The organism is Paenibacillus sp. FSL R10-2771, from assembly GCF_038000205.1.
In the GTDB taxonomy this organism is placed as follows: domain Bacteria; phylum Bacillota; class Bacilli; order Paenibacillales; family Paenibacillaceae; genus Paenibacillus_AQ; species Paenibacillus_AQ phytohabitans.
Map to the genome: position 1 here is coordinate 7,359,746 of NZ_JBBOBM010000001.1, position 25,949 is coordinate 7,385,694.

Genomic DNA, 25,949 nt, shown 5'->3' on the forward strand with positions numbered 1-25,949 from the left:
CTGTCATTCACTCCGTTCTATATACATGCCTGACGGAAGGTTATTCTCCCCGGCTTCAGGCAGCTTAATGGTCACCTGCGCACCCCGTCCGTACTCACTGCGGATCTCGAGACTGCCCTTATGGGCTTGTATAATACGCTGGCTGACCATGAGTCCAAGCCCGGTCCCTGACTCTTTATTCGTGAAGAACGGCTCGCCCAGCTTAGGAAGCATATCCTCCGGAACCCCTCCGCCCTCATCAGAAACAACAATAACCACAGAATTATTCTGCTGCTGCTCCTCCAGGGTAATCGTCCCTCCGTCAGGCATAGCCTCAATCGCATTTTTGATTACATTAATGAATACCTGCTTCAGCTGGTTCTCCTCACAGTGCACCATAGCCGGCATATCCGAGAAATACGTTACAAACTCTATGCCAAAAAGATGGGCTTGGCTATCCAGCAGAGAGATCACGTCGCCGACAATATGCCGCAGATCCCTCAACTGAAAATGAACGGCCTGCGGCTTGGCCAGGATCAGAAACTCACTTACAATCAGATTGATCCGGTCCAGCTCCGAGAGCATAAGATCAATATGCAGCGGGACCAGAACCTTCTTCTCCTGCTGCAGCTGCAGGAACCCTCTCAAGGTGGTCAGGGGATTGCGTATCTCATGGGCAACTCCGGCTGCCAGCTGGCCGACCGTAGTCAGCTTCTCAGAGCGTCTGAGCAGCTCTTCAATCCGGTTGCGCTCAGTCATATCACGGGATACATGTACAAAAGACTGCGGCTGCCCTTCCTCATCCCGGATCACCGAGGTGCTCACACTGACTTCTACGATAGAGCCGTCACGTTTCAGTCGTACGGTCTCTACGGGCGGCAGAGACATTCCGTTCTTGAGCTGCCGCAAACGAACATCTTCCTGCTCCTGTACTGTAGCCGGCACCAGATAAGGCGTCTTGACCAGCGCTTCCGCTGCACTCCATCCATAGAGCTCTTCAAAGGCCCTGTTCGTACTTATAATCCTGCCATCCATATCCACAGTGTGGATCGCATCCGAGGTGCCGTTAATTACCGACTCCAGATGCTCTTTAACCGCCCGGTTCTCTTCCAGCGTCTGACCCAGCCGGTTCGTGTGCTGCAGCAGGTGGGAGGTCATCGCGTTGATCCGGTGAGCCAGCTGTCCTAGCTCATCCCGGCTCTCAACATTTAATGGAGGCTCGAATTTGCCCTTGGCCACATCATTCACCTTAGCCAGTATATCCTGAATCGGCCGTGTGACGAAGCCGGCCATAATATAGCTGGCCAGGAAAAAGATAATAAGCAGCAGCACGGACGTGGTGATATTATTGAACAGCTGCTCTTTAATTACGGATGAGATCAGCGAGTAATCCATAACCACAGTAATTACATAATCGTCGGCTCCCGGCTGTTTGATTGGAATAAAGCTTTTGAGCACTCTTTTGCCCAGAACCTCTGTATCCAGCGTTACCGGCTCACCCCCGTTGATCGCTTCCCGTATTGCAGCCTTATCCTGTGCAACGTTGCCGTACGTATACGTACCGTAATGAATAGGACGGTTGCGCAGCTTCACATTAATCGGGTCGCTGCCATCGGGCAGCATGCTGGGCGATCCGAACGTTTTGGGATTAAAGCCTGTGATCTCCAGGATGCCGGGGTTCACGGCTTTGGAGTCCTGAATAATTTCGTCAGGTCCCATAATCTTGACGTAATCGCTTACGGCAGTACTGCGGATATAAGGATCTATGATATAGTTGCTGGTACCATCATAATAGTAACCCCATTTATCAATGTACTCCGGATTTGAGGTTGAATATTCGAAAGGGCCGGACCAGAAATTATCCATTGTCTGCCCCTGGTCAACGGATACCCGCTGGCCTGCAAACAACTCCAAAAAAGCCACATACCAGTACCCCATGCCTTTGGTCGAGAGTCCGATCTCTGTGGGATCTGATGACTTGGCTACAACAATATCATTATCAGTCTTGACCAGAAGCGAGATATTAGACACGCCCAGCTTGATGGCCAAGGCCTGCAGCTCCCTATTGTCCACATTCTTGATATCCGGGTCAAGCTCAAGCGAAGCCAGAATAGAGGTCATCCTCAGGTTCTGGGCAATTTTATGCTGCACATAGTTGGAACTATAACTGCTCTGCTCAACCGAAACAGCGATCTGCATGGCAGTTATCTTCATATTACTCAGACTTTCATTACGCAGATTATTCCGGACGGCATATAGATTAAGTGTAAGATTCAGCGTCAGGATTAAGAGTACCGAGCCGAAAATAATAGCCGATAATTTCGTTTTTATAGACAAGCGTATTGTTCACCTCTTACCGCTGGTAAATCCTAGCGGAGCATTCATAATTATCATACCTTTTGCCTCTCCATTTGAAAAGACATTTCAAACAGGGATAACCTGGGGAACATATTGAATTCTTCAGACACATTCTCTACAATAAGTAGGAAACCATCCACAGGTTATGCACATATAAACATTTTGCTAAATCGCGATGTGTACAATTTTGTGCATAAGTCGGGCTTTATCCACAGAGTTGTCCACAATTTGTTAAGAACGAATATTTGTTCGTTGTACAAGGAGCTATTTTAGAAGGGAAGATGAACTTGAATACACAACTTGAAGAGTTGCCGCCAGACGAGCGGGCAATTCATGAATATTGGATGAACGAGGCAATAGGCGAAGCCCGCAAAGCAGAAGCACTGGGTGAAGTGCCGATCGGGGCAGTGGTTGTCCGTGAAGGTACAATTATCGGGCGCGGCTACAATCTGCGTGAGACCACGCTCGATTCCACTGCCCATGCGGAGATGGTTGCCATCCGTGAAGCGAGTACGGCCCTTAATTCCTGGCGTCTGCTCGACTGCCAGCTCTACGTGACCCTGGAGCCCTGTCCCATGTGTGCAGGAGCCATGGTGCAGGCCAGAGTCCCGCTTACTGTTTATGGTACTCCTGATCCCAAAGCCGGCTGTGCAGGGACTCTGATGAACCTGCTGGAGGAATCGCGTTTTAACCACCGTACAGAGGTCATCCAGGGTGTGCTGCAGGAAGAATGCGCAGAGCTGCTGACTTCGTTCTTCCGCCGGCTGCGGCAAAGACCCGCCAAGCTCTAATGAAACGGATCAGATATATCATTCTATTGTGACCAGGAGGACGATCCATGTCTTTTAAGCTGTACAATACCCCGAAGGGAATCTATATCTCTTTATTGAAGCTCACGGATGCCGAAGCGCTGCTTAACCTCCGTCACCGTAACCGCAAGGAGCATCAGCAGTTCGAACCCCTCCGTGACAATGACTACTTCACTCTGGAGAGCCAGCGGCAGCTGATTAACCAGCGCATCCTGGACGCCCGGCAGGATAGTGCTTATATGTTCGGCATCTATCTGCTCAGCGGCGAGCTGATTGGCCAGATTACCATTTCTAACGTGGTACGGGGTGTCGGACAATTTGCCGATATCGGATATTTTATTGATTATGAAATGCAGGGTAGAGGGTATACCAGCGCAGCGGTGCATCTGATCCTGGGCTATGCCTTCCGTTCCCTCGGCCTTCACAGGCTGCAGGCGGCCATCCTGCCTCATAATGACGGCTCCCGCAGAGTACTGGAGAAGAACGGCTTTCAGGCTGAAGGACTTGCCCGCCGCTTCATCAAAATCAACGGAGAATGGCAGGACCACCGCACTTACGCCATTCTGGCTGAAGATTTTCTTCCACAGGAGCAATAGCCTGATCTGCCGGAGCCGCCGGCAAGCAGCACAAAAATCCCGTATGAGCGGAGGTTCGCTTATACGGGATTTCTGTGTTACTGCAGTATTTATTAATAAGTACCTGTGGCTCCGAACTGCTGCTGCAGCTCTTCCAGGGTAATCACATCTTCGCCTTGCGGAATTCCGATCTGGAAGGTTTGTTTCTCATTGATTTTGCTGTATTGATTGCTAGCGGTCATAGACAGAGCAACATTCTCACCTTGTTCAGGATCATTCACTTTGATATCCATAAGCATATCCTGATACACCGGGAAGTTATCGTCATTGATCGCCGTGTTAAGATGGAACTGGTTAATCGTCAGATGCGTGTTCAGCTCAGCCAGATCCTTATCGAATTCAGCGCGTGCTTCACTGGACTGCAGCTCTTCCTTCGCTTTAGCCAAGTCGGCAGCATCGATCTTCAGCAATTCCTTGTATTCATCCTTGCCGAGAATATCGATGATCTTAGGCAGCGCATTGTTCACCAGGATGGTGAGCGCCTCTTTGACATTATCATTCGTTACCTGGAACTGGACAACCTGTTTGGCTTCAACCCCTTCAGGCAGGCCGGCTTCCTTAGGTTTGATTTCGTTAAAATACTTCTCTTCGTCGTACTCACCCAGTAATGTGTTCATCACTTCATTAGACAGCTTCTGCACTTTCTGCGTGTCCATAGCCGAAGGGTTGAATTCAGCCCCCTCCTGCTCGGCCAGTTCCTTCAGATCCACTTCAACAAATTTACCTACGATTGTCTCGGGAAGCGGCAGGAACGGAATGGACGGCACTTTGACATACAGCTTCTCTGCTGTCATTACCATCGGCACCGTGAAGGACATCGCCATATCCCCCTTCAGATTCAGAACCATTGTAAGCTCTGTCTGCATCGGCTCTGCCTGGTAGACTCCATCAACTGTAAGCTCAGCATTCTTGAGCATGCTGAGAATTTGACCCGTTGTAGCATCAGCTTCGCTTGTACCTGTGTCGATCGTCAGGTCATTAACGGTAAGCTTCGTCTTCATTTCATACGATGTCATCGCCGCAACTTTATTTGCAGCAGCGGACAGTGCCTCTTTCGGTGCCTCTTTTTTTGCACACCCCGGCAGAATTACTGCGGCGGTGAGCAGCAATGCAGCAGCGGATAACCCCCATTTTTTATTCATTATTGTTCTCCTCTCCCATGTGAAAAATTCTTTCCCCTCCCTAATGATAAACCATTTGGCAAATATGAGAAACATTTCTCTCCATTTTCATCTCCGGCTAGGGTCAGCCCTGAGGATTATTATGGTCAACGTGGTTAGCCTGTTTTACCTTTTTTGAACCGGATAACGGCTCAGGACCTGATGAATGATGTTCCTTGCGCGGCCCCTGATTATCCTGCTGTACACCGGGTACCGGCATGCTTTTTGGTTTGCTCATCTTGTTCGCCTCCTATGGATTGGTTAAGCCCTGAAGCGCCTGCGCGCATTCATGAATCTGCCTTGTATACTGCTGCGCCAAAAGCTGTACGGCATCCCTACGCTCATCCGCAACGCGCCCGTCCTGCTCCGCGTCGAGCAGGTTCACAGCAACCTCACGGCTATCCACATAAGTGCAGCGGAAGTCGAGGGAATACCCTTGGCGCCCGGCTGCATTGAAATGAATGAGCAGACTGTTCTGGTCCGCCGCATCCCCCTGCACGCTGAAGCTGTCCCCATCCTCCATCAGTGCAGGCAGGCGTTCCTGCCAGGCAGACACCAGACTCTGCTGATCTACTTGTAATTGTCGGTCCATCTTTATGATCATCCTCCTTCTCTAATACATTGCCGAGAAAGAGAGCTTTTTATTCTCTTTGGAACATGTTCCATCCAAAAGAATCCTCCGAGTACAACAAAAAAACCGTCCCCCATAAGGAGAACGGCTTCTATCTGCAAATCTTTGAGTGTAAAGGAATGGCGGAGAGGATGGGATTCGAACCCATGTGGGCTTGCACCCTAACGGTTTTCAAGACCGCCCCTCGCTGTAAAACGCCGCAATCCCTTATGCTGATTGACTTCATGGCACTTTATTGTTGAACCGCTACAGCGGTCTGAGTTACAACGTTGATTTCGGTACGTGACCGTTGGATACGTTGATTTTATTATCTTATACAGCGCAAGTCAACGTAACATAAAAAATTCACATTGCAATTATCCAAACCACCAAATTCTTTTAAAGACCGTAATTAAGCATTATCAATGAAGCCAATACTAGCACCATCTGTACCGCCTGAGTTAAAATGTCTAACAACGTATTGACGAATCATAAGCTCTCCCGTTGCATCTGCTGGTAAATCATTATCTACAATAATAATTTGGTGATTTTTTTGCTTCTTAAGCATACTTTCAGATATTTTCGCTATATGCTTATACAAGTTAATATATTTTGTTGGGTCATCCAAACCTTCTAATGCATCCTCAGCATTATTAGCTTCTAAATCGCTATCTCGTTTAGTTTTCCCTAAATATTTACCAATTGTATCTATCATCATAAATGATGGATAATTAGTAGGATTGCTTAGACTATATTGTAGAAGGCTAAAGTAATGACCTACAGAAACAAGCGTCCTTAAGCCACCCGATGTTAAATCACCGTAGTTTCGTTCTCTAACTACTGGCAAAAATGATTTACTGTTTATAGATATACTATGTGGATTTTTTATAGGTATATTTATTAAAAAATCATTTAAGTACTCTGCTAGGTCTGTTAGAACCGTGTCAATAGAAGGTGCTGAAGCTTTTAGTAACTCCAGTTTCTCTAACAATATAGATATTTGATTCTGTAATATTTCAGATTTCGATATTATTTCATTTAACTGATTTCTCAGTTTTATTAATTGCTCAGTTTTATTAATCCGTTCCAAAACCCTTGCTTTTTGAGCTACAAATTCATCCCTTTGAGTAATAAATGGAGCAACAAAATTTTCTGTATTGATATCCAGCATTTCTCTCGCTTTTTCAAGATTTTCTACAACCCGTTGTTCTTCATTTTCAAGTTGAATAATGTTGTTTCTTTCTTCCTCAATTAGTGTATCAATTTCTTTCAACCTGTTTTTTAAGCTGTTAACTTCTGCTTTAACAGTTTCGGCCGGATTAGATTCAAAATTTAAAGCTAAATTAGCGTATCCAATTTTACTATTACAAACTGGGCAATCAACCTCTTCATGCTTAGCAGGTAATTTTTTTATGACTGCTAGTGATGAATTTAACTTCTCTATATCTTGCTTATAATCCTTTTTCAAGCGAATGTGTTGTTCCATCTGCCCTAGCTTAAGTGACTTATTTGTTTTATAATTTGTATTTTCATTTTCTAAATGAATAATGAGTTTTCTTAAATCTTCAAAATAAGAACTATCAGAGCGCATACGTTGAGTAATTGTACTAAGCTCTTTCTCGATTAATTCTAATTCCTCTCTAACTATAGTTAGTTCTTCATTTAGTGAATCAAGTGTATCAATATGAGTATCTCTAAAAAAAGTTGCTATAACATTATATCTTTCTACTAATTTATTCTTTTCCGATGTTTTTTCACTTATTTGTCCTTGTAAATCAGTAATTTGACTATCTAATAGATTATAAATAAATTTGAACACTTCTTTATTTTTAGTAAAGACTACTGGCTGATTACTGTCGAGTATATTTCTGCTACCGACATCATCTTGGTCAAGATAACAGTATTTAAAAATATCTCTGAAACTTAAGCGAGTTAAATCTGAATCTGCTTTTGTAGGTGATTGCTTAATCTTTACCAAAGGAATATTTAAGGCGCTAAGAAGAAAGTCCGAGAAGTATCCTGCTGGCCCCTCTTTCTGATAATTGGGACCATAGAGAGCTGGGAATAAATCATCAATGTTTTCAATCCCTGTTGAAAACACCTCAATAAAATCTTCCGGTTTAAATATGTCTCTTTTTACAGTGTAAGTCTTATCGTTTAGTTCTACTTCAAGCAACGCATATTTTCCATGTTTTTCGATTTCCTCATACATATAAATCTTTTTTGCTCCAAGCAAGTAATCTATTAAATTCAAAATACTAGATTTTCCTGAATCAGAATCACCATAGATAATATTTATACCTAACGAAAAAGAAACCACGTAGTCTTTTTCATGGCCTTTCAATATTAATTTATTTATAACAAGCTTAGGAGAATCAGCGTATGTATTCATATATCTACACTCCTAGAATAGGATTAATCAATCTTTTTAAATTAGAAGATGAAATGGATGTGAATTTGCTTATCACATCGCATAATTCTCGCACCCTGTATAAGTAATCTGATTCAATTGCATCGATAAACTCTGCACCTTGTTCTGTAATTACATAAAAAAATTCATTTTTGTCTCTTTCAATCTTTACAAATTGATAAATTAATAATATTTGAAGTAACTCTTTAATAGACGAATAATCTATTAAACTCTTTTTGTTAATATATTTGGTTCTGACAGACCCTTTTTCATTCTCTTGTAGCGAAAAATACGGTAGACTTGAATCATTCTTAACTAACTCATGAAGGACAAACGGCTGTGTGACTAAAAATTCGTAGATAGCTAATTTATCCAAATTAAGAATATGCTTTCTTCTCTTTGTATAGGATAAACGGTCAAGAATCATTACAACAACTGAAATACGTAAGTTTAAGTCTCTCTCAGGTATAATAAATGGGAGTTTATTCATCTGCCTTTGCCTCCCTGAAAGCTGTAATATCTTTAATGGAATTGTTTTGCGCCCACCATAAATCTTTGTCAAGGTCATTTGTCAACTGGTGTAGCATTCCAGTTTTATGATAAGCGTTAATTAACGGTATTGTAGTTTTCAGGAACTCCCTGTCTTTCTCAAGGATACTTTGATGAATATTAGTAACAAGCTCATTACTATTCTTTAAAGCCCCGCTAAGCAATTTTCCAAACTCAAGCGAATATAAATATTCAATTTGCGAGTACAATGCACTAAGTTCCTCTAAGCCAATGGATTGATGTACTAACAATTTCCGCATATATTCAGCGTTAAAAAATGTAGACTTAGCATTATACACCAGTGTTTTATGTACATCGGCTACCATTAATTTTAAAACAAATAATTCATTATCAAGTTGTCCCTCGTCCTTAAAAGGCTTAACTAACATATTTGATTCTTTCTCCGCGTTCGAAATAAAATCCAACAATTGTCTTTTTACTGCAACAAAAATCAGACTGTCTGGCGATTCTGGTTTCGAAATTGAAAAATGGTCATCGTTACAGGCAACTTTGTTAGATTCGGTAACTTCATATGCAATTGCACTCTCTTGCTTCACAACTTCATCAAACTGTCCGTAGAAATAAATGGTCTTAGGTAGCTCAACCTTACTTCTAATCCATTGTTGATTAATACTATTTAGCGTACTACTTAAGGGTTGCAGGTCAATAAGCTGTTTATGCCCCTTAAACAATAATTGACTGAAAGTGGCCCAATCTACTCCATTATGAGGAACTGCTAATGAAAGAAACATTTTTACTTTACGTGATTCATGTGTATTACTAAGCAAAAATGATTTTGATACAAGCCCTCCCATACTATGGGCAACAATAATAATATTCTGATAAGGGGAGCAATAAAACTCTACTACAGATTTCAGATGGTCTCCCAATTGGGTTATGCTAATATTTTTAGCAGTAGCACTCTTACCCGCGCCTATAAATCTAAAAATTGATTTTGTAGAACTTCTTGCGGCATAAAAGTCTACCAACTCTGAATGATAATTAAAATACATGACATCAAAATTTTCTTTTATAGCCTTGTCGACCAACAACATCTCTGGAAAAGATGAAGAATTAGTTTTCCAGGTGTCACTATCTCCAGTAAAACCATGTACAAACACAACCACGTTCTTATTATTATTTTGGTGTACGTATTTAATCGGTAACATAGACCCCTCCGAAGGTAACTGTTGTTAGCTTATATGTAATCAAGCAATCATCAATACAATTTATACCATATTATAACACATATATCCGGTTCTAATATTTACAATCTTCAGAAAGAACATTACGAAACTACTACTGATAATATACCTTATCTGAATTGGAGTAGGGGGATATTCGCCGGAACGGAATCTGAACGAGGAAGTTAGGACTACGCAGGGTCACACACAAAAACTCCGTTTTACCAAGCGCACTTTAGTTGGATAAAGTATATCTTGTAATTATGTATCCATCGGTTCCAGCGGCAACATTCTGCTAAGCAACATTCTGGTTGGCAATATTTTGGTAGGCAATATTTTGACAAGCACATAACATCAATTCACCTGAATCTTAGCGCCGCCACCAATCAATAGGAGTGATTACGTGAGCGCTTAGATTTAGACGACCACTTGCATAAGATATATCTTATCCATTGGCAAGTAGAGTATAGTTTTGATATTAATACGTTATATTGTCTATTCCTCTGCCAATGTAAATTTGATTTTACACATGCGGCATATAATTCATTCCAGTTCAGAGCGGCAAGTACCCTAACCATTTAACTAAGATGGCTGGGTACTTCAATCATATATATGTTATATCATTATCTCAGCTATATATTCTTTGCTAATGCCTATAATTTGAATCGTCAACAGGGACATGTTGAATAAGATTGACGATTGCTTGCTTCGCTTCGCGGTAAAAGGATTGTTTTGGGTAACAAACAACCTAACACCTTTGCCTAAGGTTATAACTTTAATAATTATATATATCTTCTAAGATAAGAGAGATACTCCTTTTGGGAAATCACTGAAACCCTTATGGCTCTAGGCCTAAGACCACTTTATAGTTTGCAAAAATACCCCTCGATTGTTCAATATTCCTGCAAAAATACCCCTCGATTGAGATTGCATTTACCTTCTATAAAATTTGTGTATATCACTTTCCGCTACATGGTACAGGAACAGCGCATTAATTTCGGCTCTGTTCCGTCAAAGTAAAGTCTGATTTCACTAGTTCTGGTGCAACACCTCTATAGAATAATGATGGATTGACTTTGTAAACACTGTTCTTGCCAGCCCTAAACGAACCGAACACATGCACGCCAGATAGTTTAATTCTAAGATGTTCCTTGACATTTTTTTCGTCCATACCAGTGATTTCAACTACATCCCTTAGAGATAGTGCTTCTGCACTGTAAAAATCCTTTTCGTAAGGATGCCTTACAAGGTGATTACTATCAAAGTGCATATATGGGAGTATGCGATATAAGAAACCAATATCAGCGGGCTTTATATCCTGCTGACTGTACAGTTCATGCATAGCTTCGATGAAAACCTTGACTAGCTTGTTCTCTTTGCTTGTTCCCCTTAGGCAATAGGCTTTACTGATGTAAAGCGCTTGATATTCTTTCTTAAATAAAGAAACCCTTTGGCTTTGTATTAAGCCTAGTTCCATGAACTTTCTAAGCAAGTTGGAATATGTTCTTTTATCTCTTATCCTTAGTACTTCCGCTAGTCCCTTCTCAGTCATAGGTACTCTCGCATCTAAAGACATTTTAAGCATGTTACCATAACCTATATATGATTGAAGCACCAAGAAATACCCCAACTCCTTTGTACTCAACCTCTCCATTGTCGCTAATTGTTTTGCTCCTTCCATATTCACCATTGTAAATGGATTTTCCGTCCTGTTCCTGTAAGTCTCCAGCTTCCCCCTCCTTCTAGCCGCTTCCCGCATTTCAGGGGTTATTACTATGCAATCGTTTCGTTCTTCCCCATTACCATCTATTACTCTATTAACTCTACTTCTCTTTAATCTTTTGTCTGCTTCTTCGAATAGCTCACGCGCTATGCTCATTCTTTTCCTGCTCCTGCCGCCATAACTTTGTTAGATACAATCCATTTAGCCACTTCAGCAAGCTGATACCTGACTATGTTGTATGATAATTTGACTGAAGGTAATCCCTCAAGTTTCCATCTGCATAGCGTACGCTTAGAAATGTCGTACCTGTCACAAACTACATTTGAACTCACTAAACTTTCCATTAACAATTCTCCTTTGATTAATCTTCTATAATAGGGCCTTGATTCAGTCCTAATATGCCTTATTCGGACACATCTATATATTTAAGTGGACCGCTTTAAAAATCCCCATACAGTCAAATGAAGTTTAAACTCATAATGGTTATTGGAGAGGGAAGCTGGAACCAAACATGTAGGTAGAGTGCTGATACTGCCAAAATCGCGAAAACAAAAAAAGACGACCTCTGTTTAGAAAGTCGCCTATACAATCAAATATTAGATTTTAAGGAGAAGTACAGTCTTCTCTTTCCTACTGAAATCCGAGGAATTTGCGGCGGCGGGAAAGATAAATATTAGTCCTGCTTGTCCTGACAATTTTTAATAAACTCAATGAGCTCTTCCGTTGTCTCCCATCCTTGAATGACCCTATCTAATCTACGAACTAACTCGTAGTTAGCGTCTCCCCCAAATCTATATTGCCCAAAAACCATTTGCATTAAATGATTTAATTTTGTGCGAGTATTTTCAGTATATTGATTAAACTCACCAGCCACCTCCAAGAACATCAAAGCTGTTTCATTTTCGATAATTTGCTCTAACGGCTTTCTTGAACTCATAAATATCACTCCTAATTATTCTTATATTCGTTGTTCCACCAACTTTTCAATCTTCTCGTCGTTTCTTCTCATTTGAGGACTTCATTTGTTCTTTCGTAAGTTTTTTAATAGGTTTTGGTTTAGGATTATTTCTTAAAGATTTCATCCTTCTGTATTCCTCAATTCCAATGATTTTGCTCCCTTGCTTCAATCGTGCCCCTCCTTAAAGTTACTTCTTAAACTTTTGCTCAATCAGATACAGGATGGCACCAAATAGCATTCCAATTACAAACCAATAAGTTTTTAGAAATTCTTTAATTCCATTCCCTAGATTAGTATCAAAATGGTTAATAATACTGGTTGAAAACATAGCAAAACACCCCCTTATTTTTTAGTAAGGGGGTAGTGAAGTTATATTATAAGTAGTATATAAGTGGTATTTCCTCCCATACTATATCATAAAAAATAACGCAAATGTTAGCTTATATAGTGCTCATCATCTTATCTACAGCAACGCTTACATGCTTTCTGCAATGCCCAGAAGTTCAAGTGGCAGTTACACCATATTCCCAGACATACCTTAGTCCGTAAGCACCGCTCAGTCTCCTCTGTTCATAAACTTCTCATATTGCTCACGAACATCAGCAACATCCTGATTAACATAACGGTTGACCATTTCCATTGATGAATGTCCGAGCAATCGTCGTAATGAAAATGGGTCACCTATTGCCTTTATATAACGAGTAGCAAAAGTATGGCGGAATGTGTGAGGGCTTATACGAACCCCCGTAATCTTTGCCTTCTTCCCGATGTAGCTAATACATCTTGTTGCCCAATTCTTATCTAATGCCTGACCATATTCGTTTAGAAATAAATTTGGAGCTTGTCCGTTCATCTCATGCCAAGCGAGGTAGATAACCAATAGCTCTTGGGTTCTTATTCCAAAGTAAACTGTTCGTGCTTTTCTGGTTTTAGCTGATTCTGCACGTACGGAAGCAGAGCGATTCTGCAAATCAACTTCCTCTACAAGTATTCTCATACACTCGCCAATACGTACACCTGTATCAAGCAGAAACGACATCAATAATGCATCACGCAGTCCCAAGAAGGTAGTCAATTCACAACAATTGAAAAGCTTCCGCTCTTGTGCTTTTGAAATCACTTGAAAGTCTTCCTCAGGCACTTTCAATAATTCTACATTCTCAAAAGGGGATTCTCTAATAATCCCTTCACTTATAGCCCAATTGAACATTGCCTTAACTGTACGTAATCTGATATTTATTGTTGAGGGCTTCAACTTTTGTACCGTTAACATAGAGGAAATCCATACACGAATGACATCACGGTTAGGTAAAAAGTTATCAAGACCGTTGTACTCCGTTGCTAAGAAACGCCGAAACCAGTTCATATGCTTTCTATAGTCTTCTAAGGTGCGTTCTGCCGCCCCTGCCGCTTGTCGTGCGGCGTAGTAGCGGTTAAATAACTTGTCCAGTGTCAACGTCTCAGGGCGGGGTTTCTCGGCTTTCTGAAGCGTGGAGCGGGGCGTTTCTAAGACCGATGGAGTAAGGCGGTCTAATAACCGCTGAGGAATGTCTAAATTATTCTTTCTTTGCCCCCGTTTATGGGCTGTTTTTCCTGTGTTCACATTCATATTGAGTACCTCCCGTTAGATTCTCCTCTAACGGTCACGAACACAAAAAAACGCACCAGACCGTTGTTCAACAGTCTAGTGCGTTTCAATCATAATCACCGCAAAGCCTTGTGCGGCGTGCATTTGTAAAGGAATGGCGGAGAGGATGGGATTCGAACCCATGTGGGCTTGCACCCTAACGGTTTTCAAGACCGCCCCGTTATGACCGCTTCGGTACCTCTCCAATGCATCTAAATTTCACATGCATTAGGAATTATATCACACCCACCAAATAATATGCAACTATAATTATTGAGCAGTTTGTGCGCTTATGGATTTCACATTACGCATATACGGCTGCAGGCATTCCGGAATCAGAACACTGCCGTCTTCCTGCTGGTAATTCTCCAGAATAGCCGCTACTGTACGGCCTACGGCCAGCGCAGAACCATTCAGCGTATGCACGAATTCCGGCTTGGACTTGGGCTCTTTGCGGAAGCGGATATTGGCCCGGCGGGCCTGGAAATCCTCGGTGTTGGAGCAGGAGGAAATTTCGCGGTACATTCCGCTCTCCGGCAGCCACACCTCCAGGTCATACGTCTTCGCCGATGTGAAGCCCATATCTGCCGTACACAGCAGCAGGACGCGGTAAGGCAGTCCAAGGAGCTGTAGGACGCGTTCAGCATCGGCTGTCATCTTCTCCAGCTCCTCATAGGAGGTCTCCGGACTGGCAAGCTTCACAAGCTCCACCTTATTGAACTGATGCTGGCGGATCAGACCGCGGGTATCACGCCCCGCAGATCCGGCCTCCGAACGGAAGCAAGAGCTGTAGGCTACATGGTACTTCGGCAGATCACCAGCTGTCAGAATCTCTTCACGGTAGTAGTTCGTTACAGGCACTTCTGCTGTAGGGATCAGATAATATTCTGTATCACGCAGCTTGAACAGATCCTCTTCGAACTTCGGCAGCTGTCCTGTTCCATACAGGCTATCCTTGTTGACAATGTACGGCGGCAGCATCTCTTCATAGTTATGCTCTCCGCTGTGCAGATCCATCATGAAGTTGATTAGAGCGCGCTCCAGTCTTGCTCCCAGCCCTTTGTAGAAGGCGAACCGGGAACCCGTAACCTTGGCTGCCGCTTCAAAATCAATGATATCCAGCTGCTGCGCCAGCTCCCAGTGTGATTTCGGAGTGAATCCGAACTCTCTGGGCTCCGACCAGCGGCGTACTTCAACATTGTCCTCCTCGGACTTGCCAACCGGCACCGATTCATGCGGAATGTTCGGAATGCTCATGGTCAATTCATCAATCTTAACTTCGAGCTCGCGTACTTCATCGTCCAGCTCTTTGATCCGGTCGGAAACCGTACGCATTTCTGCGATCAAATCATCGGCCGGTTCTCCATTTTTCTTCTTCTTCGCTACATCTCCGGATACGGTGTTCCGGCGGTTCTTAAGTCCCTCTGTTTCCTGAAGCAGCTCACGGCGGCGCAGATCAAGCTGCGGGAAGCCGGCAATCAAATCGAGCGACTTTCCTCTTTTGGTAAGGGCCTCTTCTACTCTTGCATAATCACTACGCAACACTTTAACATCTAACACAAAGTTTCCCTCCTGAAAACAGCCCAAACTCTTTCAAAATGCTGATTTGTTTACAGCTTTGAAAGAGTCAGGATGTTTTATATGCAGTTCTATTGATTGGCTGCGCTACTGTCCTCTACCATGTCGGCAAAATATTGATGCAGCCTGTAATCATCAGTCAGTTCCGGGTGAAAAGAGGATACCAGCAGGTTGCCCTGACGTGCAGTTACAATCTCATCCTTATAGATGGTAAGCACATCGACATCCGGACCCACCTCGTTAATGAGCGGAGCACGGATAAACACCGCACGTACCGGCTCAGCAATCCCTTTAACCTCCAGATCACATTCAAAGCTTTCCCGCTGGCGGCCAAAGGCATTCCGGGCAACGGTAATATCCATCAGCTCCAGATGACCGGGTTCGCCTCCGGCAATGTGCTTGGCCAGGACAATCATGCCGGCGCAGGTACCAAAAATCGGCTTGCCTTGACCCGCAAACTCACGTATAGCTTCTATAAAGCCATATTTGCGCATCAGTTTGCCGATGGTCGTGCTCTCGCCGCCGGGAATAATCAGTCCCTCTACCTCTTCCAGCTGCTCTACACGCTTGATAGGCAGACCCTGCGCACCTGTCTTCTCAATACTGACAATATGCTCTGTTACAGCGCCCTGCAGCGCCAACACTCCTATTCTCATCCGGAAGCCTTCTCTCTATTAACGGCCGCGTTCCGACATACGTTCAGCCGGAGTCAAAGTGGCAATATCAATCCCCTTCATCGGGGCGCCAAGGTTCTTCGACACTTCCGCAATCAGCTTGTAGTCTGTAAAGTGGGTGGTCGCTTCTACAATGGCACGGGCGAATTTCTCAGGGTTGTCGGACTTGAAGATCCCCGAGCCAACGAACACGCCGTCAGCACCAAGATGCATCATGAGTGCGGCATCCGCAGGCGTAGCTACACCGCCGGCAGCGAAGTTAACGACAGGTAATTTGCCAAGCTGATGAACTTCCAGCAGCAGCTCATAAGAAACGCCAAGTATCTTAGCTTCATTATAGAGCTCATCAAGCGAGAGGTTAGTCACTTTGCGAATTTGACTGTTTATGTAGCGCATGTGGCGGACGGCTTCAACGATGTTGCCGGTTCCCGGCTCACCCTTGGTACGGATCATCGAAGCTCCTTCGTTAATCCGGCGCAGGGCTTCCCCAAGGTCCTTGGCTCCGCATACAAAAGGAACGGTGAATTCACGTTTATTGATATGGAACACTTCATCTGCCGGCGTGAGCACTTCGCTCTCATCCAGATAGTCAACACCGAGGGATTCAAGAACCTTGGCTTCTACATAATGGCCAATACGGGCTTTAGCCATAACAGGAATGCTCACTACCTTGATAACCTCTTCTACAATAGTAGGATCGGCCATACGTGCTACACCACCCGCTGCGCGGATATCGGAAGGTACACGTTCCAGAGCCATAACGGCTACTGCGCCCGCTGCCTCGGCAATTTTTGCCTGCTCTGCATTCATGACGTCCATAATGACGCCACCCTTTTGCATTTCTGCCATGCCTCTTTTAACTCGCGATGTTCCTGTTTCCATGTCTAAGCCTCCCGAATGATCTAACCTAATCTAACTTGTAATTCTACCGCAAGGTGGTGATATATACAACCTATTTACTGGGATTTTGTCGTAATGCTGGCATTAGACTGCCGTGCGGTTAGAACAAGTTCTTAATTCCTGTAAACAGGTCGCCAAAAAATTCTCCGATTGCTCTCATTAGCAGTTTGAACCAGCCAGCCTTCTCTGCTTCCTCGGCAGTAATCAGGTTAACCGTCTTCTCCTGAACCTGAGACATTCCTTCGATCTGGTAGGTATATGTGACCTTACCTACTTTGCTGGCTCCGGCAATCGGCGCGATCAAGGTTGCCGGGTCGTTCGTCACCACTGTAGTTTTGATCTGTGGAGAAACCGTACCCTTTGGTACCATGAACGTAACTCCCGCATCCGTCACAACAGGTACATCCTTATTCTTGCCTTTAAGTACAGGCACCGTTTCAGTACCGGCGATGACAGCCTTAGGCGCTACCACCTGCTTAATCTCGAAATTGTTGAAGCCGAAATCAAGCACCTTCTTCGTTTCCGTGAAACGGTGTGCTTCAGAGTCCGCTCCCATAACTACGCTGATTAGACGCATGCCGTCACGCACAGCAGTACCTGTGAAGCAGTTGCCGGCTTTGGAGGTGTGTCCAGTCTTCAATCCGTCGAGACCCGGATAAGCATAGGCTTTGAAGTTAGCAATATCCTTGTTGGCTTCCAGCATCCAGTTATAGTTAATCATCGGTTTGGTGTCACGCTCACGGAATTTATAGGATTGGATCGTTGTAAATTCAGTGAAGTCCGGATGATCCGTTACAATATTTTTGGCAAGAATGGCTGCATCCATTGCAGACATGACCGTTTCGCCTTCTGCCTGCGGACGGAATTTCTCCGGCATGTCCGCTCGGTCAAGTCCGGTGGAGTTAATGAAGAAAGCGGTCTTCATGCCCATCTTCTGGGCAGTCTCGTTCATAAGTGTTACGAATTGCTGCTCCGAACCCGAGACCAGCTCCGCCAAAGCTACTGTGGCATCATTAGCAGAACCTACCGCCATCGCTATGTACAGTTCTTTAACCGTATGTTCATCACCTGCAGCCAGATAAATCCGCGATCCGGTCTGCTTAGATGCATTCTCCTGTACAATAACCTTCTCGTCCCAGGATAGCTGGCCGCTATTTACGGCTTCGGTAACCAGATATTCTGTCATCATCTTGGTCATACTCGCTGGAGGCATAGGCTGATCGGCATTGAGCGACATCAGGACCTCACCTGTAGTAGGCTCAATCAATACTGCAGATTTTACATTCAGTCCCAGTGACTCCACGCTTGGAATCTTGGTTACTGCCGTTTTGGCAGGTGTTGCCGCTGTCGATGGAGCCGCAGCCTCTGTTGCAGCCGGTGTGCCTACCGCCTCTGCCATCGCAGACGCTGCCGGGAATGCTAGCATATTTAAAAGCAGACCTACTGTCGCTGTCTTCATCACAAGTTGCTTACTACTTAGTTTCCGCTTGTACTTCAATGATTAACTCTCCTTTAATCCTCAGATCAGTGCTTGTTCTATTCTAACACAGGGGTATCTGCAAAAAAAGACAGGCAGGACGAATTTAGTCCTGCCTGTCCGCAAAAATATGCGATTCTTCCCGGTTTACAGGGAATAGTTCGGCGCTTCTTTGGTAATCTGCACATCATGCGGGTGACTTTCACGAAGTCCCGCACCTGTGATCCGGATAAATGAGGTGTCGTTGCGCAGTTCCTCTAATGTCTTCGTACCGCAGTAACCCATACCTGAGCGCAATCCGCCGATCAGTTGATGAACGGTATCGGACAACGGCCCTTTAAATGCAACCCGGCCCTCAATCCCTTCAGGAACGAGCTTCTTATCATCATCCTGGAAGTAACGGTCTTTACTGCCCTGCTTCATGGCGCTCATGCTGCCCATTCCGCGGTATACCTTGTATTTACGTCCCTGATAAATTTCCGACTCCCCAGGACTCTCTTCCGTACCGGCGAACAAGCTGCCCATCATCACTGCAGCGGCTCCGGCAGCAATTGCCTTGGTGATCTCTCCGGAGTACTTAATTCCCCCGTCAGCAATAACTGGAATTCCGTATTCGCGGGCAACCGTTGCACAATCATAGATTGCTGTAACCTGCGGAACGCCGATACCTGCAATTACGCGGGTTGTACAAATCGATCCGGGTCCAATACCGACCTTGACCACGGATGCTCCGGCTTCAATCAATTCACGGGTAGCTTCACCTGTAGCTACATTACCGGCCACAATAGTAAGATCAGGATACAATTCGCGCAGCTGGCGGACCGCGTCGATAATATTAATATGGTGTCCGTGTGCCGAATCCACTGTGATAAGGTCAACACCGGCTTTTACCAATGCCTCTGTACGTTCAAATGTATCCTTAGAAATACCGATTGCAGCTCCAACAAGCAGACGGCCTTGAGCATCCTTGGCCCCGTTAGGGAACTGGATAGCTTTCTCTATATCTTTAATAGTAATGAGACCTTTAAGAATATTGTGCTCATCCACCAGCGGCAGCTTCTCGATCTTGTGACGTTGAAGGATGCCTTTCGCTTCCTGAAGGGTTGTACCTACAGCAGCGGTAACCAGATTCTCATGAGTCATAACTTCTTTGATCTGAATATTGAAATCGTGGATAAAACGCAAATCACGGTTAGTCAGAATACCAACAAGCTTACCGCCTTCATCTACGATAGGTACACCTGAAATGCGGTATTTACCCATCAGAACTTCAGCATCGGATACCCAGTGGTCTGGCGTAAGTGAGAATGGATTGGTAATAACGCCGCTCTCGGAGCGCTTCACACGGTCCACCTCTTCCGCCTGCTGCTCCACGGACATATTCTTATGAATGATGCCGATCCCGCCCTCGCGGGCAATAGCAATCGCCATAGCTGCTTCCGTGACTGTATCCATACCTGCACTCATCAAAGGGATGTTCAGCTTCACATTCTTGCTAAGTACAGTGGTTAAATCCACTTCCTTAGGCAGTACCTCGGATTTACGCGGAACCAGCAGCACATCATCAAAAGTGAATCCTTCTTTACCAAACTTATCTTCCCACACCTGGGTCATTCCTCCTCGAAATATTCTTTTCTCCACCTGCCTGCCAACTTATGAATAAAAAAACTCCTGCTTCAAGTCCATACCTGATAGACAGCGGTAAAGGCTTGGGAGTTATACATAATAGTGTCTTCAGTTAAGGTTTGAGATGCTTGTCCAAAAATATATTAGAGCTATCTTAGCAAAGGGCTTTTGGCCTGTCAAGAATATTACATCTTCTGATAAGGTATTAAGAAATCTTGCTCCGGGTAAGCGAATTCTTGGACTAAAGTCCGTGTGCAGTGGACAGATTATATAATAATCCATAATTTAACACTTTAACGTCTATGCATTGTCCATGTATAAAAGTATACAAAAAAGCCATTGTCGATTGCTCAACAATGGCTTCATGTGCTTGGCGGCGTCCTACTCTCCCAGGACCCTTCGGTCCAAGTACCATCGGCGCTGGAGGGCTTAACGGTCGTGTTCGGGATGGGTACGCGTGGAACCCCTCCGCTATCGCCACCAAACATGCGTCTGTGAAACAGACGCTGCCGCTTGAAATTCGGTTCATCACGGACGTGTGAATGAATTTCATGGCGTTCAGGCTTGATCACCTGAAAACTGAATCCGAAACGAATCTGCGTTCTTCGAAATTTGGATAAGCCCTCGACCGATTAGTATTGGTCAGCTCCATGCATTGCTGCACTTCCACCTCCAACCTATCTACCTCGTCGTCTTCAAGGGGTCTTACTAATTGGGAAATCTCATCTTGAGGGGGGCTTCACGCTTAGATGCTTTCAGCGCTTATCCCGTCCGTACGTAGCTACTCAGCCATGCTCCTGGCGGAACAACTGATGCACCAGCGGTACGTCCATCCCGGTCCTCTCGTACTAAGGACAGCTCCTCTCAAATTTCCTGCGCCCACGACAGATAGGGACCGAACTGTCTCACGACGTTCTGAACCCAGCTCGCGTACCGCTTTAATGGGCGAACAGCCCAACCCTTGGGACCTACTTCAGCCCCAGGATGCGATGAGCCGACATCGAGGTGCCAAACCTCCCCGTCGATGTGGACTCTTGGGGGAGATAAGCCTGTTATCCCCAGGGTAGCTTTTATCCGTTGAGCGATGGCCCTTCCATGCGGTACCACCGGATCACTAAGTCCGACTTTCGTCCCTGCTCGACTTGTAGGTCTCGCAGTCAAGCTCCCTTATGCCTTTGCACTCTGCGAATGATTTCCAACCATTCTGAGGGAACCTTTGAACGCCTCCGTTACTCTTTAGGAGGCGACCGCCCCAGTCAAACTGCCCGCCTGACACGGTCCCCGTACCCGGTAAGGGTACTAGGTTAGAACCTAGATACGATCAGGGTGGTATCCCAACGGCGCCTCCGCAGAAGCTTGCGCTCCTGCCTCAACGGCTCCCACCTATCCTGTACAGATCGTACCCAAATTCAATATCAAGCTGCAGTAAAGCTCCATGGGGTCTTTCCGTCTTGTCGCGGGTAACCTGCATCTTCACAGGTATTAAAATTTCACCGGATCTCTCGTTGAGACAGCGCCCAAGTCGTTACGCCATTCGTGCGGGTCAGAATTTACCTGACAAGGAATTTCGCTACCTTAGGACCGTTATAGTTACGGCCGCCGTTTACTGGGGCTTCGGGTTCACAGCTTCGGGTTTAACCCCTAACCACTCCCCTTAACCTTCCAGCACCGGGCAGGCGTCAGCCCGTATACTTCGCCTTGCGGCTTCGCACAGACCTGTGTTTTTGCTAAACAGTCGCTTGGGCCTTTTCACTGCGGCCCCCTCGGGCTATTCACCCTACCGAGGCACCTCTTCTCCCGAAGTTACGAGGTCATTTTGCCGAGTTCCTTAACGAGAGTTCTTCCGCGCGCCTTAGAATTCTCTTCTCGCCTACCTGTGTCGGTTTGCGGTACGGGCACCTTCTCCTGGCTAGAGGCTTTTCTTGGCAGTGTGAGATCATGACCTTCGCTACTACAATTTTCGCTCCCCATCACAGCCCAGCCTTAGTGATGTGCGGATTTGCCTACACATCAGCCTCACTGCTTAGACGGACATATCCATCAGTCCGCGTCACTACCCTCCTGCGTCACCCCATCGCTCATAGCGGATTACGGTGGTACAGTAATTTCAAACTGTTGTCCTTCGACTACGCCTTTCGGCCTCGCCTTAGGTCCCGACTTACCCTGAGCGGACGAGCCTTCCTCAGGAAACCTTGGGCTTTCGGCGGATCAGATTCTCACTGATCTTTTCGTTACTCATACCGGCATTCTCACTTGTATGCTGTCCAGCGCTCCTTACGGTACACCTTCAACCTGCATACAACGCTCCCCTACCCCAGATACAAAGTATCTAGCCATAGCTTCGGTGGTGTGTTTAGCCCCGTTACATTTTCGGCGCAGAGTCACTCGACCAGTGAGCTATTACGCACTCTTTCAATGGTGGCTGCTTCTAAGCCAACATCCTGGTTGTCTGTGCAACTCCACATCCTTTCCCACTTAACACACACTTGGGGACCTTAGCTGATGGTCTGGGCTGTTTCCCTTTTGACAATGGATCTTAGCACTCACTGTCTGACTCCCGGCAAGAAGTTAATGGCATTCGGAGTTTGACTGAGCTTGGTAACCCTTGCGGGCCCCGCACCCAATCAGTGCTCTACCTCCACCACTCCATTCACCGAGGCTAGCCCTAAAGCTATTTCGGGGAGAACCAGCTATCTCCGAGTTCGATTGGAATTTCTCCGCTACCCCCACCTCATCCCCGCATTTTTCAACATGCGTGGGTTCGGGCCTCCAGTGCGTGTTACCGCACCTTCACCCTGGACAGGGGTAGATCACACGGTTTCGGGTCTACGTCCACATACTAAATCGCCCTATTCAGACTCGCTTTCGCTGCGGCTCCGGCTTCTCACCTTAACCTTGCATGTTAAACGTAACTCGCCGGTTCATTCTACAAAAGGCACGCCATCACCCATAGATCGGGCTCTGACTTTTTGTAAGCACACGGTTTCAGGTTCTATTTCACTCCCCTTCCGGGGTGCTTTTCACCTTTCCCTCACGGTACTGTTTCACTATCGGTCGCCAGGTAGTATTTAGCCTTAGCAGATGGTCCTGCTGGATTCATACGGGGTTTCACGTGCCCCGCACTACTCGGGATCCGTCTCGGAGAGAACACAGTTTAGGCTACAGGGCTTTTACCTCTATCGCGGGCCTTTCCAGACCTCTTCGCCTACCATATTCCTTTGTAACTCCATGTGAGACGTCCCACAACCCCAAGAGGCAAGCCCCTTGGTTTAGGCTGTTCCGCGTTCGCTCGCCGCTACTGACGGAATCACTATTGTTTTCTCTTCCTCAGGGTACTTAGATGTTTCAGTTCCCCTGGTCTGCCTCTGCGTATCCTATGTATTCAGATACGAGTAACTGCGAATTACCACAGCTGGGTTTCCCCATTCGGACACCCCCGGATCAAAGCTTGCTTACAGCTCCCCGAGGCAGTTTCGTTGTTCGCCACGTCCTTCGTCGGCTCCTGGCGCCTAGGCATCCTCCGTGTGCTCTTATTAGCTTAACCAATGCGTTTTCCGTTAGGAAAATCGCTGTAGCAACTAATAACTATTTCAACTTGCTTACACAAGTTTCAGCTAAAAGATGTTCTAAAACGCAAATTCGTTTCGGTATCCAGTTTTCAAGGATCAAGGTGCTGAAATTTCGGGACAATCACGACTGTGATGTTCGAAAATTCAGACAGTTTAAAGATGAGAGCTTAAACTCTCAAAACTGACCAACGAGTGAGTGTTTGAACCCTAAGGTTCGTTTTGGAAGTAATACTTCCGATTTGAATGTCACCGTTGCAGGTGACGATTCTCCATAGAAAGGAGGTGATCCAGCCGCACCTTCCGATACGGCTACCTTGTTACGACTTCACCCCAATCATCTACCCCACCTTCGGCGGCTGGCTCCCTTGCGGGTTACCCCACCGACTTCGGGTGTTGTAAACTCTCGTGGTGTGACGGGCGGTGTGTACAAGACCCGGGAACGTATTCACCGCGGCATGCTGATCCGCGATTACTAGCAATTCCGACTTCATGCAGGCGAGTTGCAGCCTGCAATCCGAACTGAGACCGGCTTTGCTGGGATTGGCTCCACCTCGCGGTTTCGCTTCCCGTTGTACCGGCCATTGTAGTACGTGTGTAGCCCAGGTCATAAGGGGCATGATGATTTGACGTCATCCCCACCTTCCTCCGGTTTGTCACCGGCAGTCACTCTAGAGTGCCCAGCTCGACCTGCTGGCAACTAAAGTCAAGGGTTGCGCTCGTTGCGGGACTTAACCCAACATCTCACGACACGAGCTGACGACAACCATGCACCACCTGTCTCCGATGCTCCGAAGAGGGGCACTATCTCTAATGCTTTCATCGGGATGTCAAGACCTGGTAAGGTTCTTCGCGTTGCTTCGAATTAAACCACATACTCCACTGCTTGTGCGGGTCCCCGTCAATTCCTTTGAGTTTCAGTCTTGCGACCGTACTCCCCAGGCGGAGTGCTTACTGTGTTAACTTCGGCACCAAGGGTATCGAAACCCCTAACACCTAGCACTCATCGTTTACGGCGTGGACTACCAGGGTATCTAATCCTGTTTGCTCCCCACGCTTTCGCGCCTCAGCGTCAGTTACAGCCCAGAAAGTCGCCTTCGCCACTGGTGTTCCTCCACATATCTACGCATTTCACCGCTACACGTGGAATTCCACTTTCCTCTTCTGTACTCAAGTCACCCAGTTTCCAGTGCGACCCCAGGTTGAGCCCAAGGTTTAAACACCAGACTTAAATGACCGCCTGCGCGCGCTTTACGCCCAATAATTCCGGACAACGCTTGCCCCCTACGTATTACCGCGGCTGCTGGCACGTAGTTAGCCGGGGCTTTCTTCTCAGGTACCGTCACTCCGGTAGCAGTTACTCTACCGGACGTTCTTCCCTGGCAACAGAGCTTTACGATCCGAAAACCTTCATCACTCACGCGGCATTGCTCCGTCAGGCTGTCGCCCATTGCGGAAGATTCCCTACTGCTGCCTCCCGTAGGAGTCTGGGCCGTGTCTCAGTCCCAGTGTGGCCGTTCACCCTCTCAGGTCGGCTACGCATCGTCGCCTTGGTGAGCCGTTACCCCACCAACTAGCTAATGCGCCGCAGGCCCATCCCCAAGTGGCAGATTACTCCGCCTTTCATTCTCTCTTCAGGAGAGGAAAGAAATTATCCGGTATTAGCTACCGTTTCCGGTAGTTATCCCAGTCTTGAGGGCAGGTTGCCTACGTGTTACTCACCCGTCCGCCGCTAAGCATGAATGGAAGCAAGCTTCCATTCAAACTCCGCTCGACTTGCATGTATTAGGCATGCCGCCAGCGTTCGTCCTGAGCCAGGATCAAACTCTCCAAATTGTATTTAGAAAGAGCGATTGCTCATTTTGAAACATCTGACGAGAATTTTCATTCTCTATTTTGGAAGTCACTTTCGTGATTTCCCACTCACTCGTTGTTCAGTTTTCAAAGATCAAGCTCGTTGTCAGCGCCGCTTACCGCGTCACCAGCAACTCTTATAATATATCACATCCAACCGTTCAATGCAAGCTCTTTTTTTAACTTCTTTTCGAGCTCGGCGTTGATGTTTCGCGGCCAGAAATAGAATATATCATGTATAAAGTCTTATTGCAAGCATTATTTTCAACTAA

Annotated in this window: 19 protein-coding genes, 1 tRNA gene and 3 rRNA genes; 2 read left to right on the forward strand and 21 right to left on the reverse strand. The window is 45.8% G+C overall.

What is annotated here, in order from left to right:
• Nucleotides 1-3 precede the first annotated feature (3 nt).
• Nucleotides 4-2,316, reverse strand: coding sequence for an ATP-binding protein (locus tag NSU14_RS31860; RefSeq protein WP_340948463.1), 2,313 nt, complete (start codon nt 2,314-2,316; stop codon nt 4-6).
• Nucleotides 2,317-2,624: 308 nt separating this feature from the next.
• On the opposite strand from NSU14_RS31860, the gene tadA reads away from it, so the two are divergent.
• Together tadA and NSU14_RS31870 are read left to right on the forward strand one after the other, a co-directional pair.
• Nucleotides 2,625-3,128 carry a tRNA adenosine(34) deaminase TadA gene (gene tadA, locus NSU14_RS31865; protein WP_256704065.1) on the forward strand — a complete coding sequence of 168 codons (504 nt, stop codon included), beginning with the start codon at nt 2,625-2,627 and terminating at the stop codon, nt 3,126-3,128.
• A gap of 47 nt (nt 3,129-3,175) precedes the next feature.
• Nucleotides 3,176-3,742, forward strand: coding sequence for a GNAT family N-acetyltransferase (locus tag NSU14_RS31870; protein WP_076248772.1), 567 nt, complete (start codon nt 3,176-3,178; stop codon nt 3,740-3,742).
• 92 nt (nt 3,743-3,834) lie between these two features.
• Here the strand turns inward: NSU14_RS31870 and NSU14_RS31875 are convergent, their stop codons facing one another.
• The 20 genes from NSU14_RS31875 to NSU14_RS31970 form a co-directional block, all read right to left on the reverse strand.
• The gene (locus NSU14_RS31875; RefSeq protein ID WP_042132709.1) at nt 3,835-4,923 is read right to left on the reverse strand and encodes a DUF6612 family protein; all 1,089 of its coding nucleotides are present in this window, start codon (nt 4,921-4,923) and stop codon (nt 3,835-3,837) included.
• 103 nt (nt 4,924-5,026) lie between these two features.
• A complete protein-coding gene (locus NSU14_RS31880; RefSeq protein WP_042132708.1) occupies nt 5,027-5,179 on the reverse strand; it encodes a small acid-soluble spore protein P in 153 nt (50 codons plus the stop codon).
• A 12-nt stretch (nt 5,180-5,191) separates the two neighbouring features.
• Nucleotides 5,192-5,533, reverse strand: a complete 342-nt coding sequence (locus NSU14_RS31885; RefSeq protein ID WP_042132707.1) for a hypothetical protein — start codon at nt 5,531-5,533, stop codon at nt 5,192-5,194.
• A 430-nt stretch (nt 5,534-5,963) separates the two neighbouring features.
• The gene (locus tag NSU14_RS31890) at nt 5,964-7,943 is read right to left on the reverse strand and encodes an AAA family ATPase (protein WP_340948464.1); all 1,980 of its coding nucleotides are present in this window, start codon (nt 7,941-7,943) and stop codon (nt 5,964-5,966) included.
• Between the two features lie 4 nt (nt 7,944-7,947).
• Nucleotides 7,948-8,451, reverse strand: a complete 504-nt coding sequence (locus tag NSU14_RS31895; RefSeq protein WP_340948466.1) for an ABC-three component system middle component 4 — start codon at nt 8,449-8,451, stop codon at nt 7,948-7,950.
• Nucleotides 8,444-9,679: an ABC-three component system protein gene (locus tag NSU14_RS31900; RefSeq protein WP_340948467.1), complete on the reverse strand. Its 1,236-nt coding sequence runs from the start codon at nt 9,677-9,679 to the stop codon at nt 8,444-8,446. Before NSU14_RS31900 ends, NSU14_RS31895 begins: the two co-directional genes overlap by 8 nt.
• A gap of 1,006 nt (nt 9,680-10,685) precedes the next feature.
• Complete coding sequence (locus NSU14_RS31905) at nt 10,686-11,573, reverse strand: hypothetical protein (RefSeq protein WP_340948469.1); 888 nt, start codon at nt 11,571-11,573, stop codon at nt 10,686-10,688.
• Nucleotides 11,570-11,761 (reverse strand): helix-turn-helix transcriptional regulator, encoded by a 192-nt coding sequence (locus NSU14_RS31910; RefSeq protein ID WP_340948471.1) that lies wholly within the window; start codon nt 11,759-11,761, stop codon nt 11,570-11,572. Before NSU14_RS31910 ends, NSU14_RS31905 begins: the two co-directional genes overlap by 4 nt.
• Nucleotides 11,762-12,090: 329 nt before the next feature.
• Nucleotides 12,091-12,354, reverse strand: coding sequence for a hypothetical protein (locus NSU14_RS31915; protein WP_340948472.1), 264 nt, complete (start codon nt 12,352-12,354; stop codon nt 12,091-12,093).
• 46 nt (nt 12,355-12,400) lie between these two features.
• Entirely contained in the window at nt 12,401-12,544 is a 144-nt protein-coding gene (locus NSU14_RS31920) for a hypothetical protein (protein WP_340948473.1), read from the reverse strand.
• A gap of 387 nt (nt 12,545-12,931) precedes the next feature.
• Nucleotides 12,932-13,984, reverse strand: coding sequence for a tyrosine-type recombinase/integrase (locus NSU14_RS31925; protein WP_340948474.1), 1,053 nt, complete (start codon nt 13,982-13,984; stop codon nt 12,932-12,934).
• A 134-nt stretch (nt 13,985-14,118) separates the two neighbouring features.
• Nucleotides 14,119-14,207: transfer RNA gene (locus NSU14_RS31930), tRNA-Ser, on the reverse strand.
• Between the two features lie 65 nt (nt 14,208-14,272).
• Nucleotides 14,273-15,562, reverse strand: coding sequence for a serine--tRNA ligase (gene serS / locus NSU14_RS31935; RefSeq protein ID WP_042132706.1), 1,290 nt, complete (start codon nt 15,560-15,562; stop codon nt 14,273-14,275).
• Between the two features lie 89 nt (nt 15,563-15,651).
• A complete protein-coding gene (gene pdxT, locus NSU14_RS31940; RefSeq protein ID WP_076248773.1) occupies nt 15,652-16,236 on the reverse strand; it encodes a pyridoxal 5'-phosphate synthase glutaminase subunit PdxT in 585 nt (194 codons plus the stop codon).
• Between the two features lie 18 nt (nt 16,237-16,254).
• Complete coding sequence (gene pdxS, locus NSU14_RS31945) at nt 16,255-17,136, reverse strand: pyridoxal 5'-phosphate synthase lyase subunit PdxS (protein ID WP_042132704.1); 882 nt, start codon at nt 17,134-17,136, stop codon at nt 16,255-16,257.
• Nucleotides 17,137-17,254: 118 nt separating this feature from the next.
• Nucleotides 17,255-18,613, reverse strand: coding sequence for a D-alanyl-D-alanine carboxypeptidase family protein (locus NSU14_RS31950; RefSeq protein ID WP_042140610.1), 1,359 nt, complete (start codon nt 18,611-18,613; stop codon nt 17,255-17,257).
• Between the two features lie 165 nt (nt 18,614-18,778).
• A complete protein-coding gene (gene guaB, locus NSU14_RS31955; RefSeq protein ID WP_039303893.1) occupies nt 18,779-20,236 on the reverse strand; it encodes an IMP dehydrogenase in 1,458 nt (485 codons plus the stop codon).
• 389 nt (nt 20,237-20,625) lie between these two features.
• Nucleotides 20,626-20,742, reverse strand: a 5S ribosomal RNA gene (rrf, locus tag NSU14_RS31960).
• Between the two features lie 127 nt (nt 20,743-20,869).
• Nucleotides 20,870-23,801 (reverse strand): 23S ribosomal RNA (locus NSU14_RS31965).
• 300 nt (nt 23,802-24,101) lie between these two features.
• Nucleotides 24,102-25,659, reverse strand: a 16S ribosomal RNA gene (locus NSU14_RS31970).
• The 16S, 23S and 5S rRNA genes sit together here, the layout of an rRNA operon.
• Nucleotides 25,660-25,949: the final 290 nt, after the last annotated feature.

Coding starts and splice junctions, on each gene's coding strand:
- NSU14_RS31875 (WP_042132709.1), bottom strand. CDS start 4,923: ATGAATAAAAAATGGGGGTTATCCGCTGCTGCATTGCTGCTCACCGCC.
- NSU14_RS31910 (WP_340948471.1), bottom strand. CDS start 11,761: ATGGAAAGTTTAGTGAGTTCAAATGTAGTTTGTGACAGGTACGACATT.
- NSU14_RS31950 (WP_042140610.1), bottom strand. CDS start 18,613: ATGAAGACAGCGACAGTAGGTCTGCTTTTAAATATGCTAGCATTCCCG.
- NSU14_RS31895 (WP_340948466.1), bottom strand. CDS start 8,451: ATGAATAAACTCCCATTTATTATACCTGAGAGAGACTTAAACTTACGT.
- pdxS (WP_042132704.1), bottom strand. CDS start 17,136: ATGGAAACAGGAACATCGCGAGTTAAAAGAGGCATGGCAGAAATGCAA.
- NSU14_RS31870 (WP_076248772.1), top strand. CDS start 3,176: ATGTCTTTTAAGCTGTACAATACCCCGAAGGGAATCTATATCTCTTTA.
- NSU14_RS31915 (WP_340948472.1), bottom strand. CDS start 12,354: ATGAGTTCAAGAAAGCCGTTAGAGCAAATTATCGAAAATGAAACAGCT.
- NSU14_RS31885 (WP_042132707.1), bottom strand. CDS start 5,533: ATGGACCGACAATTACAAGTAGATCAGCAGAGTCTGGTGTCTGCCTGG.
- NSU14_RS31890 (WP_340948464.1), bottom strand. CDS start 7,943: ATGAATACATACGCTGATTCTCCTAAGCTTGTTATAAATAAATTAATA.
- NSU14_RS31900 (WP_340948467.1), bottom strand. CDS start 9,679: ATGTTACCGATTAAATACGTACACCAAAATAATAATAAGAACGTGGTT.
- pdxT (WP_076248773.1), bottom strand. CDS start 16,236: ATGAGAATAGGAGTGTTGGCGCTGCAGGGCGCTGTAACAGAGCATATT.
- NSU14_RS31880 (WP_042132708.1), bottom strand. CDS start 5,179: ATGAGCAAACCAAAAAGCATGCCGGTACCCGGTGTACAGCAGGATAAT.
- NSU14_RS31925 (WP_340948474.1), bottom strand. CDS start 13,984: ATGAATGTGAACACAGGAAAAACAGCCCATAAACGGGGGCAAAGAAAG.
- NSU14_RS31905 (WP_340948469.1), bottom strand. CDS start 11,573: ATGAGCATAGCGCGTGAGCTATTCGAAGAAGCAGACAAAAGATTAAAG.